Genomic DNA, 15,212 nt, shown 5'->3' with positions numbered 1-15,212 from the left:
GATGGCACGACTGAGCGTACTGGTTGTCGATGACGACGATGCCGACCGCAAGATGATCCGACGCCTGATAGCTGCCTGCGGTCTGGACGTGACGGTCCACGAAGCCAGCTGCCGGGCAGAAATGCTGGATCAGGCCGCGCATGTCATTGATGCGATCTTCATGGACTACCGCCTGCCCGATGCGGATGGGCTGGAACTGGTGACGCCGGCGTTACAGCGGTGGCCACGCAGTGCCGTGATCCTTGTCACCGGTCAGGGGGACGAGGATCTTGCAAAGTCCGCGATCCTGCAGGGCGCGACGGACTACATTCCGAAACGGTCGCTCAACGCGAACGCGGTGACCCGGATCCTTGAAAACAGCGTGCAGGCCGCGCGGCTGCGCTGGCAACTGGAAGAACAGCGCACCGAACTGGAACTGTTTTCGGACACGCTGGTGCACGACCTGAAGGCCCCGATCCGGGCCGTCGCATTTTTCGGCGATCAAGCCGAAGAGGATCTTCGAAACGGCGACATCGACGCCGCACGCGAGGCGGTCGATTTCGTCCAGCGGGCGAACCGGCAGATGCGCAATCTGATCGACTGTCTTGCCGATCACATCCGAAACGACCGGGCAACCACGACCGAAGACATCAGCGTATCGACGCTGGTCTCGGAAGCGACCACCGCCCTGACCGGAGAAATCGCGGAAAGCGGCGCAGAGGTCCGGGTCGACGGCGGCGACGTCACCCTGTGCTGCATTCGCGCCCAGATCGTCCAGCTTCTGCAAAATCTGATCGGCAACGCGATCAAATACGCCGGCGGTGCACCTCCGCGGATCACCGTTTCAGCCACCGCCGAAAACGGTGCGACCCATCTGGTGGTGGCCGACAACGGGCCCGGCATCGAGGAAGGCTATCGCAAGCGCATCTTCGAGCCGTTCCGCCGGATCGACGGCACAAATCGGCCCGCCGGCACCGGGCTTGGCCTTGCCACCTGCCGCAAGATCGCACAGCGCCATGACGGGCACATCTGGTGCGCCCCCGATCCGGACGGCGGCAGCCAGTTCCACATTCTGCTGGGACAGGTTCAGGTTCCGATCGCCGCCGATCCCGGTGGTCCCGGCGCGCACCTTGCCAGCATATCTGCGACCGGCACGCCCGCCGCGGCCCCCGCCCCGAACAGCAACGTGGCGTGACCGGGATGGCCGCCGCAGCCCCGATCACCCGCACGCCGGACATCCTGGTGGTCGAGGATTCGGCGCTGGACCGCGAGATGATGCGCCGCGTCCTGGCTCTTCATCCCAAGTGTCGCGACGTTTACTTCGTCGAAACCGTGTCCCGCGCGCGAGAGGCCGTTTCGAAGTACCGCGTGCGGCTGATCTTCATGGACAACACGCTGCCGGACGGACACGGATCGAGCCTTGCGCTTGAACTTAGCAACACGCCCGCCCACCGCGACATCCCGGTGATCCTTGTCAGCGACTGGCCGTCGCCCTTCATGTACGCGAAGGCAAACGCCCCCAATGTGCGAGAGATCTGGACCAAGGACCAGTTCGACCTGGCAAACGTCAGCCGCGTCATCGACGGGCAGATGCGGCCCCGCCCGGCCTGACCGCGCCCGCGCAAACTGCCCCTGCCCCGACGCTCTGGTGCAGAAGCCACTGCGCCTTCAACCCAAGATGGCTGCACGCCGCGATCACAGCTTAAACCGTCCGCAGTATCGGCAGGATCGCCCCACCAAGCCGCCCTGCCCCTCCGGATCGCGCTGGCGTTTACCATTTGTAAACCCTCGCAGTTTTACCTCTTCCACATGACATTCGAGAGACCGTGGAGAGATCGCTGATGAAGGATGTGGTTCCGTCACCCGCTGCCAAAGCGATCATCCACCTGACGCGGTCCGAGGCGCCCGAGGACCGGCGTTTCGTGGTCGACAGCATCAACGTGACCTCGTCCGAGATGACCCTGACCCTGTCGAAACTGAAGACCCGATCCTTCGCCAATGCGGTCAATCCCGAGATCGTGCATGCGGTCCTGACCCACATGGGCGAGCGGCCGGGTCAATTGGTGTCGTTCCCGGATCTGGAGATCGTGTCGGACGATCTTGTCGCGCGGGGCCTGCGGGTGTTCACGCGGCAGTCCCCCGACGGCGAGGTTCGCGCGGCCGTGCATGTCGAACGGATCTTCTCGTCGTGGTATTCGCTGCTGCAACCAGAGAACCGGCCCCGCACGATCGAGGATTTTTCCGACTACGTGGCGGTGCGGGCCCTGTTCGACGTGGTGCTGCCCTGTCTGAACGTCGCATCGCTTAGCCCCACGCTTTGGGGCGACGACGGGCATAAGATGACCGCGCTTTCGTCGCGGATCGGCGAAGCGGTCGCCGACCTTGGGTTCTATTCGGAACTGATCATGCGCCACATCCGCGAGAAAGAGGACCGGCGCAGGGGCGGATCATCCCCTGCGGTCCCCTACCTCGACTGCGCCGATCCGTGATGCCGTGCGGGTCAGGCGTCGGCCCCGGCGGCGGACAACTTTTCGAACAGGCGTGCGACCGCTTCCGCCCCCGGGTCCACGTATCCGCGCAGCTGATCCGGATTGACGTAAGCCGCGCGCCCCGCCTTGGCCCTCAGCATCTCTGCCGTGCGGTCGGCCCCCTCTCGGGCGGCCACGGCGGCGGCGGCAATGTCACCGTCCGCCAAATGCTGCAACGCGGGGTGCAGCGCATCGACCATCGTGCGATCGCCCAGTTCCGCGCCGCCGACCTGCTGCATACGCTCCAACCCGGCCTTCAGCGCCTCGCGGATCGGCATACCGCTTGACGCGGCATCGCCGGCGGCGGCGAAGAAGATCGCCAACAGCACACCGGACGACCCGCCCATCGTCTGGCTAAGCTCTTGCCCGATGGCGCGATAAAGCTGCGTGTGGTCGGCCAGCGGCAGGTCGTCCATCGCGTGCACCAGCGCGCGCGCGGCGGTGGCCAGCGTGGTGCCGGTGTCGCCGTCGCCGGTGCGCGCGTCCAGCGCGTTCAGGTCGGCTTCGCAGGCGATCAGGATCTCGCAGCAGCGGGTCAGGAAGGCGCGGGTCGCGGGGTGGTCGGACGGCAGCGGCTTGATCGGGCGCAGGCCATCCGGCAGGTCGCGGATCTCGACCGGCGTCAGGGCGCGCACGCCGGGCCAAGCGGTCACCGGCGTCTCGGCCTGCAAGGCCGCCAGTTCTTCCGCGTCAGCGGGGAAGACCGAAACCGAAAAGCCGCGCATTTCCAGCGAGGTCATCATCGCTGCCGGGCCGATCACGAATTTCAGCCGGTCGGCGATGGCCGAGTTGGCAAGTTCATAGGCCAGTACCTGCATCTCCAGCACCGAGGCGCCGCCGAGGTTGTTCAGCAGCGCGACATGAGGCACGCCATCGGGCATGTGTCCCGACAGCTTGTCCGCCACCATGCCAACGGCCGTGCGGGCATCGATATAGTCCACCTGCTCGACCCCGGCCTCGCCGTGGATGCCCAGCCCCAGCTCGGCTTTTCCGGGCGGGATTCGGTCCTCTTTCGGGACACCGGGCACCATGCAGGTGTCCAGCGACATGCCAATGGACCGGACCCGGCGGATCACGTTCTCGGCGGCTGCCGTCACCGTGGCAAGGTCGGCGCCCCCCTCGGCCAGCGCGCCCGCGATCTTGTGGACCAGCAGCGTGCCCGCCACGCCCCGTGCCTGTGGCAGATCGGGCAGCGCCACGTCGTCGTCCACGATCACCATGCTGACGTTCAGCCCGAAGGCCCGCGCGCGCTCCGCCGCAAGGCCAAAGTTCAGCCGGTCGCCGGTATAATTTTTGACGATCAGCAGGCAGCCCGCCGGTCCCGTCACGGCGAGGATGCCCGCCAGCACCGCATCGACCGACGGCGAGGCGAAGACGTCGCCGCAGATCGCGGCGGTCAGCATCCCCTGCCCGAGGAACCCCGCGTGGGACGGTTCGTGACCGGACCCGCCGCCAGACACCAGCGCGACCTTCGAGCGGTCCCAGTCGGTGCGCACCACGGCGCGGATGTGGGGGTAACCGTCCAGCCGGGCCAGCCGTCCACCGGAACACGCGATCAGACCGTCCACGGCTTCGTTAACGATGTCTTCCTTGCTGTTCATGAATAGGGTCATCGTCGTCTCCTTCAAAGGGCACGGGCGCCGTCGGCGTCGAAGTAATAGGGGTTCCGGGGGCTGATCTTCAAAGTCTGGCCCGCCTGCAGTTCGGTGTGCGGGTCGGTCACCGTCACCAGATCCTGGTTGCGGAACCTCAGATGCAGACGGGTCTGATCGCCCAGCCGCTCGACGCGCACGACCTCGCTGTCCTGTCCTTCACCCTGACGGATCTGTTCCGGGCGCAGGCCGATCCAGCGGGCGCCCGGCGGCGCGGTGCCGAACAGGTCGGCGGGCAGGATGTTGATGCGCGGCAGGCCTAGCCGACTGGCGGCATAGATGCTGACCGGGGCCTCATAGACCTCGCGCGGGGTGCCGAACTGGACCAACCGGCCCTGTTCCAGCACGCCGACATGGGTGGCCATCGTCATCGCCTCGATCTGGTCGTGGGTCACGTACAGAAAGGTCGCCCGCGCCTCGGACTGGATCGCTTTCAGTTCGACCCGCAGGTCGGCGCGCAGCTTGGCATCCAGCGAGCTGAGCGGTTCGTCCATCAGATACGCTGCCGGGTCGCGCACCAGCGCCCGCCCGATGGACACGCGCTGCATCTCGCCGCCCGACAGCGCGGTCGCCTTGTTGTCCAGCTTGTGCGAGATCTGAAGCATCTCGGCGACGCGCCCCACCTTGCGCGCAATCTCGTCGGCGGGGGTGCTGAGAAGGGGCGATTTCAGCGGGAAGGCAAGGTTCTCGCGGACGGTCATGTGCGGGTACAGCGAGTATTGCTGGAACACCATCGCCACGTTGCGCTGAGCGGGCGTCAGGTTGGTCACGTCGCGCCCGCCGATCGAGATTTCGCCACCGTCCGGCGCATCAAGCCCCGAGATCAGCCGCAGCGTCGTGGTCTTGCCAGCACCGGTCGGGCCAAGAAGCACGACGAACGCGCCGTCCGGCACCGTCATCGACACACCGTCCAGCGCCAGCGTCTCGCCAAAGCGCCGCGTGATGTTGCGCAGGGTGACTTCAGCCATGAAACAGCACTCCTTCGTTTCCGGCGGACCGAAGCGCGCGCGAGGTGTCCGCGTCGAACAGGCTGATCATGCGGGCGTCGAACCGCAGGCCGGTCGTTTCCCCCTCGGTCACCCGCTGATGCGATGGGACGCGCGCCTTGACCTCGCCGTGATCCGTCAGAAGCGTGACGATCTGGGTGGTGCCCAGATATTCCGTCGCCACCACCTTGGCGCGCAGCGGCGCGTCGGCCTCTAGGTGAACGTGCTCGGGCCGTACGCCCAGCACGATACGGCCCTGCGCCCCCTCTCGCATCACGGGCACCTCGAAGGCCGTGCCGCCAAGAACCTGCGCGCCGGTGCCCTGTTCGACCGTGCCGTCGAATTCCAGCTTGTTCATCGGCGGCGAGCCAAGGAAACCCGCAACGAACAGCGTCGCGGGCCAGTCGTACAGGTCCTGCGGCACGCCGAACTGCTCGACCACGCCGTGGTTCATCACGACGATCTTGTCCCCCATCTGCATCGCTTCCAGCTGGTCGTGGGTCACGTAAACGGTCGTCGCCCCCATCCGGTCGTGCAGCGCACGCAACTCTTCCGCCATATGTTCGCGGAACTCGGCGTCCAAGGCGCCCAGCGGTTCGTCCATGAAGAACGCCTTCGGCTCGCGCACGATGGCGCGGCCCAGCGCGACCCGCTGCCGGTCGCCGCCGGACAGGCCGCCGACCGGCTTGTCGAGAAGGTCGGTGATCCCCAGCAGGCGTGCGATGTCTTCGACCTTTTCGCGGGTCTTCGCGCGCGACACGCCTTGGCTGCGCAGCGGATAGCCGATGTTGGCGCGGACGTTCATGTGCGGATACAAGGCGAACATCTGGAACACGAAGGCGATGTCGCGCTGGCTGGCGCGGCGGCCACCGACCTCTTGCCCGTCGATGTAGATCTCGCCGCTGGTCGGCAGTTCCAGCCCCGCCATCATCCGCAGCGTCGTCGTCTTGCCGCAGCCCGACGGCCCCAGCAGCATGAAGAACTCGCCATCCTCGATGGTGAAGGTCGAGGACTGTACGGCGGTGAACTCGCCGAAGTCCTTGCGCAGGTTGTCGATCCGGATCTGGGCCATGCTTACTCCGGGAAGTGGCTGACGATCAGGAACATGACGGTCCCGGCCAGCGTGACGATGAAGGAATAGGTGAAGGCGACCATCACGAAGGGCTGCATCATCATCACGACGCCCAGCCCGATGAGGATCGAGGCCGCCATCTCCCACGGGCCGCGCCGGAACAGGCGGGGGGTGGTACGATCTTGGTCAGGGGTGCTCATTTGCGGACCGCTCCGAAGGTGATGCCCCGCAGCAGGTGCTTGCGCAGCAGGATGGTGAAGACGACGACCGGCAGCAGGAAGATCGTGGCGCCGGCGGCGACCGCGGGCCAGTCTTGCCCGCCCACGCCGATGATCGTCGGGATGAAGGGCGGCGCGGTCTGGGCCGTGCCAGAGGTCAGCAGCACGGCGAAGGCGTATTCGTTCCACGCGAAGATCAGGCAGAAGATCGCGGTCGACGCTATGCCGGTGGCCGCCTGCGGCAGCACCACCTTGTAGAACGCCTGAAACCGCGTGTAGCCGTCGATCAGCGCGGCTTCTTCGTATTCGCGCGGGATCTCGTCGATGAAGCCCTTCAGCAGCCACACCGCCAGCGACAGGTTCACCGCCGTGTACAGCATGATCATGCCCGCGTGGGTGTCGCTGAGGCCCAGCGCCCGGAACATCAGGAAAATCGGGATCGCCACCGCGATGGGCGGCATCATCCGGGTCGACAGGATGAAGAACATCAGGTCGTCCTTCAGCGGCACCCGGAAGCGCGAGAAGGCATAGGCCGCCAGCGTGCCAAGGAAGACCGACAGGAAGGTCGATACGAAGCCGATGATGACCGAGTTCATGAAACGCGCGCCAAACCGCGACGGCCCCGCGATCACCATGTCGTACTTGCGCACGATTTCCTCGTACCACGTCTGCGGCGGGTTGGCGGCAAGGAACTCGGCCGTCTGCCGGGTGCGCGTGGTGAACAGGTTGACGTAGCCTTCCAGCGTCGGCTCGAACAGGATCTTGGGCGGATAGGCGATGGCGTCCGATGGCGATTTGAACCCGGTGGCGATGATCCACAGAAGCGGCAGAAGGGTGATGACGGCGTAGGCCACAACCAGCGTTCCGGCGACCCACTTCTGCGTTCGAGACGCTGCGATGACGGAAAAGTCGCTCATTGCACCGCCTCCGGATCGTTAACTATTTTGGACCCGAAAAGCGTCAGCGGTCCGACGTCCATATCAAGCAGGTCGTTCAACGGACCGGGTTTCGCGATTGCCGCGAAGCCAAACAGAAAAGGTGGATCCTCATAGATCCGGACCCACTCCATCAGCGTCCGTTCGCGATGAGGCAAATCCAGCATTTGAAGGAGTTCGCCATCCCCGTCCTCGCCGGGCCCGATGTAGTTGCATGTGGTGGTCCTGGGGTCGGACGACACCGCCAGAAGCGCGCCGTTCTTGGTCAGCAGCGTGCGGCGCGAAAGGAAAAGTGATCGGACCCGCTCGGGCCAATCGTCCCTAAGCGCGGTTTCCAGTCGATGGCGCAAATAATCGACGGACCGGTTGCTTTCGCCGTCGCCCATCATGAACCAGAAGATGACCGCCAGTTCATCCGGGGACAGGCTTCCCTCGGGCATAGCCAGTACCGGCCCGTCGGGAGAGAACGAGGTGGGCGACCAGCCCCGCGCGGCCAGTGCCTCCGGCACCTTTGTTCCGGTTCTGTCGGGCGTGGTGCAGATCTCGAAGGTCTCTAGCGCCTCGGTGGCGCCACAGGCGGCGGCGGTGGAAAGGCAAACGAGAGCGGACAGGACAAGGCGTTTCATCTCAGCGTTCCTTTACCTTGTTCAGCGCCTTCACGTAAATCGAGGCCAATCCGAACACCGTGACGAACAGGATGATCGCGTAGGCCGAGGCATAGCCCGTGCGCCATTTCTCGAACGCTTCGCGCTTAAGGTTGATGGAGGTCAGTTCCGTGGTCGATCCCGGCCCGCCCCCGGTCAGTTGCACCACAAGGTCGAACATCTTGAAGTTCTCGATCCCCCGGAACAGCACGGCCAGCATCAGGAACGGCAGCACCATCGGCACGGTGATCGTCCAGAATTGCCGCCACGGCGACGCCCGGTCGCATTCCGCGGCTTCGTAGATCGACGTCGGGATCGACCTCAGCCCGGCAAGGCAGATCAGCATGACAAAGGGCGTCCACATCCATGTATCGACGATGACAATCGCCCAAGGCGCCAGCGAGACCTCTCCGATCATCGAAAAGCTTGACGGATCGGTGCCCGAGACGAAGCCGACCACGTAATTGAACAGCCCGATTTGCGGCTGGTACAGGAAGGTCCAGAAGTTCCCCACCACCGCCGGCGACAGCATCATCGGAAGCACGATGATCGTGGTCCAGAAATTGTCGCCGCGGAATTTCTTGTTGATCAGCCATGCCAGCGCAAAGCCGATCAGCACTTGCAAGGCGATGGTCCAGAACAGGAAATGCGCCGTCGCCTGCATCGTCTGCCAGATATCCTCGTCCGTCAGGATGCGCTGGTAGTTGCGCAGGCCGACCCATTCGACTTCGGCGTTCGGACGGTTGACGCGGTAGTTGGTGAAACTCAGCCGGATCGTCCAGATCAGCGGGAAGATATTGACCGCCAGCAGCAGGAAGATCGTGGGCGCGACGAAGATCCACGCGATGGCCCGGTCCGATAACCCCCGTACCCTGCGGGCAAGTTTCGGAGGCGTGGCCGCGGCGGCCCGCTCGATTGCACTGTTGGACATGGTGCCTCGCACGTACGTTTTTGGTGGGTGCGGAGCGGCAGGGAGATCGACCGCTCCGCACGAGCTTCGGTGCCTGCGCCGGACGGATCCGGCGCAGCGGCCGTCAAAGCTTGCCGTCGTCCTCGAAGACCTCGGTCCAGTCCTCGACCAGCCCGTCCAGCGCCTCTTGCGCGGTGCCGTTGCCGGCGATGACGAAGTCATGCACCCGGTCCTGCATCGACAGAAGCAGGGAGGCATAGGACGGCTCGGCCCAGAAGTCTTTCACGATGGCCATCGAGTCGAGGAAGGTCTGCGCATAGGGTTGGCTGGTGGCGAAGTCAGGGTCTTCGACCACGGCCTTCAGCGCGGAATAGCCGCCCAGCTCCCACCACTTGGCCTGAATCTCGGGCTGCGCGAACCACTTGATGTATTCCAGCGCCGCGTCCTGGCTGTCGGAGTAGGACACGACAGAGATCCCCTGCCCGCCCAGCTGCGCGAAGTGACCGCCCGGGCCTGCGGGGTTCGGAAAATAGCCCGACTTGCCGCCACCGACGTTCGGGTCGGCCTCGACCCCCGGCCAGATGAAGGCGAAGTTCATCTGCAACGCGACCTGCCCGGATTTGTAGGCATCGATGTTCTCGGACATGTACCAGTCCGACGACCCCGGCGGGGTGCAGCAATCGTAAAGCTCCTTGTAGAACTCCAGCCCCTCGGCCACCTCGGGCGCGTTCACCACGCCGTCCAGCTTGTAGGGTTCGTCGGATGTGCCATAGGTCAGGCCGTAATTGTACAGCGCGTTGGTGACACCCATCGTGATGCCTTCCGAGCCGCGCTCGGTATAGATCGCGGCGCCATAAACGGTCTTGCCGTCGATCTCGCGGCCCTGGAAGAATTCCGCGATGTCTTTCAGTTCGGCCAGCGTTTCCGGCACGCCAAGATCGCGGCCGTATGTCTCGCTGAACTCGGCCTGAAGCTCGGGCATCTCGAACCAGTCCTTGCGATAGGTCCAGCCGACCACGTCGCCGAAGGCCGGCAGCGCCCAGTAGTTCGGGGTGCCCTTGGGCCATTCGGAATAGCCCGTCACCGTGGCGGGGATGAAATCGTCCATCGTGATCCCTTCGGCTTCGAAGAAATCGTTCAGCTTGATGTAATGGCCGCTTTCGGCAGATCCGCCGATCCACTGGCTGTCGCCGATCATCAGGTCGCACAGCTGGCCGCCCGAGTTCAGTTCGTTCAGCATCCGGTCCGCGAAGTTGGGCCAGGGCACGAATTCGAACGACATGGTGTGGCCGGACTGGGCCTCGAAATCCTTGGACAGTTCAATAAGGGCGTTGGCCGGGTCCCATGCCGCCCAGCACAGCGTCAGGTCGTCGGCGCTGGCCGCATGGGCCCCGGCGAAAAGCGCCCCGGCCGCCGCGGACATCAATGCAATTCGCGTCTTCATCTGAATCTCCTCCCCATGTTCGGTCGCTGCCTCCCTGCAGCGACTCGCTTGGTGAAACAAAGCTAACTGAGGTACGTGCCTCAGAGCAATTATTTTCTGAGGTACGTGCCTCAAAGGATTTGCATTCTGGCCGGAAAATTCGGATTAAGACGGAAGAGACCGCTGGCTTCACGCCCAGCATGGAGAGAAAATGCGCCCTACTACCAAAGACTTGGCCAAAGCCGCAGGCGTCAGCCTTGCCACGGTCGACCGGGTCTTGAACCGCCGCCCGGGCGTGCGGAAGGAAACCGTCGACGCGGTGACGGCGGCAATCGAAGAGATCGGATTCGAGCGCAACATCTCTGCCGCGAACCTTGCCCGAAGCCGCCGCTACAGGTTCGAATTCCTACTTCCGACGGCGGGCGATCAGTTCCTCGAAACTCTCGCGTCCCGCATCGAAGAAGCACGCATTGCCTTCGCCGCCGAGCACACCGAGGTCCGGTTCCGCCGGGTGCTTAGCGACGACCCGCACCAGATCGCGGCTGAACTGGCCCGGCTGGGTCCGGACGAGGTGGACGGGATCGCGATCATGGCCCCCGAGGCACCGCAGGTCCGGGACGCGACGCACCGCCTGTACGAACGGGGTGTGAAGGTGGTGCAGTTCGTGGCGGGCCAGCTTGGCGGACCCGAGGTCGACTTCGTCGGCGTCGACAACAACGCCGCCGGGGCCACCGCCGGGCGCCTGATGGGCAAGTTCTGCGGCGGCCGCCCCGGCCGCGTGCTGGTGATCGCCGACACGATGAACGCGCGCGACAATGTCGAGCGGCGGCAGGGCTTCGACCGGATCCTGACGACGGACTACCCCGACCTGTCCGCGCTTCCATCCTTGGAAACGCACGGAGACCCCGCCCGCACACGCCGGATCGTTGCCAACCTGTTCGAGAATTTCCGCGACATCGCAGGTGTTTACGTCCTAAGCTCGGAGACGCGCGTCGCGCTAGAAGCGGTGTCCGCCGTAACCGATTTGCGCCGGACGCAGGTGATCGCGCACGAGCGGACCGCGTTCAACATCGCCGGTCTTCGCAGCGGCGAACTGGACGCGGTGATCGCGCAGAACCCGGGCCATCTGGTGCGCAGCGCCATCCGGGTCCTGCGGGCGCGCTGCGACGGGCGCGAGCCCATCGCGTCACAAGAGGAAATCCGTATCGAAATCCTGATCCGCGAGAACCTTGGCCACGAGGACCCGGACCATAGCGTCGCGCGGGACTAGCCGACGATCAGCTGCTTTAGCTGCAACGCTTCGTATTCCAGGGTCGTCAGGCGATAGTTCACCACATCCCCGATCGACAGCATCGCGATCATCTGCCCCGCCTCGACCACGGGCAGGTGGCGGAACCGACCGTCGGTCATCTTGCGCAGCACCTGCACAAGCGTGTCCTCGGGGCTGGCCGTCTGCACATCGGTCGACATCAGATCGGCGACCGGCATCGACATGGTGCTGTCGGGCGCATCCGCCAGCCGGCGGACGATGTCGCGCTCGGACAGGATGCCGACCAGTTCCCCCTGCGGGCTTTTGACCGGCAGCGCGCCGATACGGTGATCGCGCAGCTTGCCAACCGCGGTGGCGACCGTGTCTTCGGGGGCGACCCACAACAGGCCCTCTCCCTTGGCCTCCAGCACATGCGCCACCGTCGCCTGCGCGGCGGACAAGTTCGTTTCTATCGACTGGCTGCTGGTGCGGTCCTGGCTGTCCAGGTCTCGGGTCTTCGGCGTGTACGAGGCAGGCATGGCGTTCTCTCCCTTGGGTAGGTACAGGGTATTGCAAAACGCGGGTTCGTAAATGGTTCACGACGAAAAGGGCCGACCTTGACCGATCTTTCGCTTACACCGGCGGTCGCAACCGTGCTGTTCGTGATCGCCTGCCTTGCCGGATATCGCTATCGCAGCGTGTGGAAAGCCGAAGGCCCGCGCAGCCAGTTGTGGCTGTTCGGGCTGATCGCGGCTGTGTCGCTTTTGACCTTGGGCTTCCTGCCCGTGACGGGCGGCTAGGGGTTAGCCCGCCCCCTGCTCTACCCGCTCCAGCATCTTGCGGGCACGCGGGCATTCTAGCCGTTCACGCAGCGGGCTGTCGGGGTCGATATCCTTCTTGCAGACAAGGCACTTGTCCGCGCCTGCGACGGCGTTCAGCCCGCCGCAGCTGCCCTTGATGGTGCGCCCGTTCAGGATGACGCCCAGCGCCATGCCCAGCATCACGATCAACAGCAGTCCGAATGCAAAAAGGAAAGTCGCCATCGGGATACCCCGTGTCTTGTGTCAGGTCCGGCTCAGGCGGTCAGTTGCGCGAACCGGTCCGACGCCGTGGTCTTGAACCCAGACTTGCCGCCTGCCCCGTCGCGGTCAATGAACAGCACGGCCATGTCACGATCATTTGCGATCTTCAGCCCGCGTTCGCGACCAAGCACCAGCAGCGCGGTCGCCCACGCATCGGCCAGCATCGCGTTGTCGGTCATCACGGTGACGGATGCGGTGTCGTGCGTCACCGGGCGGCCCGTGGTCGCGTCGATGATGTGCGAATAGCGCGTGCCGTCGACGTCGAAATAGTTGCGATAGTCGCCCGAGGTCGCCATGCCCATGCCGGACACGCCCACAACCTGCATCACGCCACGGTCGTGGACCTGCGGCGTTTCGATCCCGATCTGCCACGGACGACCGTCGGGATTGTTGCCAGCGGTGTACAGGTCGCCGCCGATTTCCACCATGTAGTCGGTGATGCCGAAGTCGTTCAGCACGCGGGCGACGTGATCCACGCCAAAGCCCTTGCCGATCGACGACAGGTAGATCCCGGCGTCCGAGTTCAGCTTGGTCAGTGCACCGCCGCCCAGCACGACCGACTGCGACTGGCCGCAGCAGGCCATCGCCTGCGCGATCTCGGCCTCGGTCGGCATATCGGACCGGGTCCGGCCTGCGCCGAAACCCCACAGGTCGATCAGCGCGCCGACGGTGACGTCGAAGCCACCCTCGCTTGCGTCGTGCACCTCGGCCGCGGCCTGCATGACCTGTGCCAATTCGGGCGAGACGGCGATGCTGTCGCCAGCCCGGGCGGCGTTGAACCGCGAAATCTCGGACCCGTCGTCCCAGTTCGACATCTGCGCGTTGACCTGCGCCAGCGCGCCGTCGACCGCCGCCTGAAGCGCATCGTGCTGCACGTCACGGCTATGATCGATCGCGACGATGTTATACCCCGTTCCCATCGTCAGGCCGCTGAGTTCGAGCACGTTCCAGCCCTTCCGGCAGGCAGCCAGTGCAAGCGGCATCACGATGAAGCTGCGGCGGGAAAGGTTAAACTGGTTCGACACGGGCCTACTCCGCTACGGTGCGTATGTTCTATAGGGTTCCGCCCGCTTCTGCGGCAGAACGGCGCGAGGATCAACATGGATTTCAAGAAGTGCGTCCAAGCGCCTTCCAAACTCCGGTCTTGTGTCGCATAAGGCAGCCGGAAAATCGACAGGACAAAAGACGTGCAGCAACACAGGTTGAGAAAAGGTCTGGATGTGCCGGTGCTGGGCGCGCCGGGCGACTTTATCGAAGACGGCGCCAGTATAAGGACCGTCGCGATCCTGGGAGCGGACTACATCGGGCTGAAGCCGCGGTTGTCGGTGCAGGAAGGCGACGTCATCGCCGCCGGCGCGCCGATCCTCGCGCACAAGGACACCCCCGAGGTGCTGGTCACCTCGCCCGCCTCGGGCCGGGTCAAGGCGATCAACCGTGGCGCGCGCCGGGCGCTGGTCAGTGTCGAGATCGAGGTCGACGACTCTGCTGCCGAGCCGGTCGATTTCAGCGACACCGGCGACGCGACCTCGCGCGAAGGCCTCACGGCGCGGCTGTGCGCATCGGGCCTGTGGACCTCGTTCCGGACCCGTCCCTATTCCAAGCTTCCCGTTCCGGGCACCGTCCCCGCCGCGATCTACGTGACCGCGATGGACAGCGAACCGCTGTCCGCCGACGCCGCCGTGATCATCGACGACGATCCCGAAGCGTTCTCGGCCGGCCTCGCGGCCGTTGCCCGCCTGACCGACGGCACGACCTACCTGTGCCACGAGATCGGCGCCGAGGTGTCGGGATCGGACGTCGAGGGCGTCGTCGCCGCCGGGTTCTCTGGCCCGCATCCCGCCGGTCTGGCCGGAACGCACATGCACTTTCTCGAACCGCCGTCGGCCACGAAAACGGTTTGGACCGTCGGCTATCACGACATCATCGCCATCGGGCGTCTGCTGCGCACGGGACGGCTGGACACCAGCCGCATCGTCGCGCTGACCGGCCCGCTGTGCCAGCGCCCACGCCTGGTGCGGACCGTGGCCGGCGCGTCGCTGACCGACCTGTGCGCCGAGGATCTTGCGACCGACACCCCGGTGCGGATGATCTCGGGCTCGATCCTCAGTGGGCGGGGCGCAGAGGGCGTCGCCGCCTATCTCGGGCGCTACGCCCGGCAGGTCACGCTGATCGAAGAGGATCACAAGCAGATCCCGATGGGCTGGATCCGCCCGATGCCGTCGAAATACGCGGTTCAGCCGGTTCTGGGCTCGGCCCTTAGCAACAAGCTGTACGCGCTGACGTCCAACCTGAACGGCGGCCGCCGCGCGATGGTGCCGATCGGGACCTTCGAACGGCTCATGCCACAGGATTTCCTTCCCACGCAGCTTCTTCGGTCGCTGCTGGTGATGGACACCGATTCCGCGCAGGCGCTTGGCGCGCTTGAGCTGGATGAGGAAGACGTGGCCCTGTGCGGCTTCGCCTGCCCCGCCAAATACGAATACGGCATCGCCCTGCGCGACAGCCTCACCAAGATCGAGAAGGAGGGGTAAGGC

The 15,212-nt window shown here is 65.1% G+C and carries 17 protein-coding genes; 6 read left to right on the top strand and 11 right to left on the bottom strand.

What is annotated here, in order from left to right; translation table 11 throughout:
* Window position 1: 1 nt before the first annotated feature.
* From P1K30_RS12190 to P1K30_RS12180, 3 genes are all read left to right on the top strand, one after another.
* The gene (locus P1K30_RS12190; RefSeq protein ID WP_275633016.1) at window positions 2-1,174 is read left to right on the top strand and encodes a sensor histidine kinase; all 1,173 of its coding nucleotides are present in this window, start codon (window positions 2-4) and stop codon (window positions 1,172-1,174) included.
* A gap of 5 nt (window positions 1,175-1,179) precedes the next feature.
* Window positions 1,180-1,590 (top strand): response regulator, encoded by a 411-nt coding sequence (locus tag P1K30_RS12185; protein ID WP_275633015.1) that lies wholly within the window; start codon window positions 1,180-1,182, stop codon window positions 1,588-1,590.
* A 230-nt stretch (window positions 1,591-1,820) separates the two neighbouring features.
* Window positions 1,821-2,468, top strand: a complete 648-nt coding sequence (locus P1K30_RS12180; RefSeq protein ID WP_275633014.1) for a hypothetical protein — start codon at window positions 1,821-1,823, stop codon at window positions 2,466-2,468.
* Between the two features lie 11 nt (window positions 2,469-2,479).
* On the opposite strand, the gene P1K30_RS12175 is transcribed toward P1K30_RS12180, so the two are convergent.
* The 8 genes from P1K30_RS12175 to P1K30_RS12140 form a co-directional block, all read right to left on the bottom strand.
* On the bottom strand, window positions 2,480-4,120 hold the full coding sequence (locus tag P1K30_RS12175; RefSeq protein ID WP_275633013.1) for a dihydroxyacetone kinase subunit DhaK: 1,641 nt from the start codon (window positions 4,118-4,120) through the stop codon (window positions 2,480-2,482).
* Window positions 4,121-4,131: 11 nt separating this feature from the next.
* Window positions 4,132-5,127, bottom strand: a complete 996-nt coding sequence (locus P1K30_RS12170) for an ABC transporter ATP-binding protein (RefSeq protein WP_275633012.1) — start codon at window positions 5,125-5,127, stop codon at window positions 4,132-4,134.
* Entirely contained in the window at window positions 5,120-6,217 is a 1,098-nt protein-coding gene (locus tag P1K30_RS12165; RefSeq protein WP_275633011.1) for an ABC transporter ATP-binding protein, read from the bottom strand. The genes P1K30_RS12170 and P1K30_RS12165 overlap by 8 nt, the downstream gene beginning before the upstream one ends.
* A 2-nt stretch (window positions 6,218-6,219) precedes the next feature.
* Window positions 6,220-6,417 carry a hypothetical protein gene (locus tag P1K30_RS12160; protein ID WP_275633010.1) on the bottom strand — a complete coding sequence of 66 codons (198 nt, stop codon included), beginning with the start codon at window positions 6,415-6,417 and terminating at the stop codon, window positions 6,220-6,222.
* Complete coding sequence (locus P1K30_RS12155) at window positions 6,414-7,352, bottom strand: carbohydrate ABC transporter permease (protein WP_275633009.1); 939 nt, start codon at window positions 7,350-7,352, stop codon at window positions 6,414-6,416. Before P1K30_RS12155 ends, P1K30_RS12160 begins: the two co-directional genes overlap by 4 nt.
* Window positions 7,349-7,996 (bottom strand): hypothetical protein, encoded by a 648-nt coding sequence (locus P1K30_RS12150; RefSeq protein WP_275633008.1) that lies wholly within the window; start codon window positions 7,994-7,996, stop codon window positions 7,349-7,351. Before P1K30_RS12150 ends, P1K30_RS12155 begins: the two co-directional genes overlap by 4 nt.
* A gap of 1 nt (window position 7,997) precedes the next feature.
* Window positions 7,998-8,945, bottom strand: coding sequence for a carbohydrate ABC transporter permease (locus P1K30_RS12145; protein WP_275633007.1), 948 nt, complete (start codon window positions 8,943-8,945; stop codon window positions 7,998-8,000).
* 103 nt (window positions 8,946-9,048) lie between these two features.
* Window positions 9,049-10,368: an ABC transporter substrate-binding protein gene (locus tag P1K30_RS12140; RefSeq protein ID WP_275633006.1), complete on the bottom strand. Its 1,320-nt coding sequence runs from the start codon at window positions 10,366-10,368 to the stop codon at window positions 9,049-9,051.
* A 190-nt stretch (window positions 10,369-10,558) separates the two neighbouring features.
* Here P1K30_RS12140 and P1K30_RS12135 point away from each other — a divergent pair, with 190 nt between their 5' ends.
* The gene (locus tag P1K30_RS12135) at window positions 10,559-11,617 is read left to right on the top strand and encodes a LacI family DNA-binding transcriptional regulator (protein WP_275633005.1); all 1,059 of its coding nucleotides are present in this window, start codon (window positions 10,559-10,561) and stop codon (window positions 11,615-11,617) included.
* On the opposite strand, the gene P1K30_RS12130 is transcribed toward P1K30_RS12135, so the two are convergent.
* Window positions 11,614-12,135, bottom strand: coding sequence for a CBS domain-containing protein (locus P1K30_RS12130; protein ID WP_275633004.1), 522 nt, complete (start codon window positions 12,133-12,135; stop codon window positions 11,614-11,616). The two genes, P1K30_RS12135 and P1K30_RS12130, sit on opposite strands and share 4 nt — an antisense overlap.
* A 78-nt stretch (window positions 12,136-12,213) precedes the next feature.
* On the opposite strand from P1K30_RS12130, the gene P1K30_RS12125 reads away from it, so the two are divergent.
* Window positions 12,214-12,396, top strand: coding sequence for a hypothetical protein (locus P1K30_RS12125; RefSeq protein WP_275633003.1), 183 nt, complete (start codon window positions 12,214-12,216; stop codon window positions 12,394-12,396).
* A gap of 3 nt (window positions 12,397-12,399) precedes the next feature.
* Here the strand turns inward: P1K30_RS12125 and nqrM are convergent, their stop codons facing one another.
* The gene (nqrM, locus tag P1K30_RS12120; RefSeq protein WP_275633002.1) at window positions 12,400-12,639 is read right to left on the bottom strand and encodes a (Na+)-NQR maturation NqrM; all 240 of its coding nucleotides are present in this window, start codon (window positions 12,637-12,639) and stop codon (window positions 12,400-12,402) included.
* Between the two features lie 32 nt (window positions 12,640-12,671).
* The gene (locus tag P1K30_RS12115) at window positions 12,672-13,703 is read right to left on the bottom strand and encodes an FAD:protein FMN transferase (protein WP_275633001.1); all 1,032 of its coding nucleotides are present in this window, start codon (window positions 13,701-13,703) and stop codon (window positions 12,672-12,674) included.
* 162 nt (window positions 13,704-13,865) lie between these two features.
* On the opposite strand from P1K30_RS12115, the gene P1K30_RS12110 reads away from it, so the two are divergent.
* Window positions 13,866-15,209, top strand: a complete 1,344-nt coding sequence (locus tag P1K30_RS12110; protein ID WP_275633000.1) for a Na(+)-translocating NADH-quinone reductase subunit A — start codon at window positions 13,866-13,868, stop codon at window positions 15,207-15,209.
* The last annotated feature ends 3 nt before the right edge of the window (window positions 15,210-15,212 follow it).

Source organism: Psychromarinibacter halotolerans, from assembly GCF_029168315.1.
GTDB classification, from domain to species: domain Bacteria; phylum Pseudomonadota; class Alphaproteobacteria; order Rhodobacterales; family Rhodobacteraceae; genus Psychromarinibacter; species Psychromarinibacter halotolerans.
This window is presented reverse-complemented; position numbering and strand designations above follow the sequence as displayed.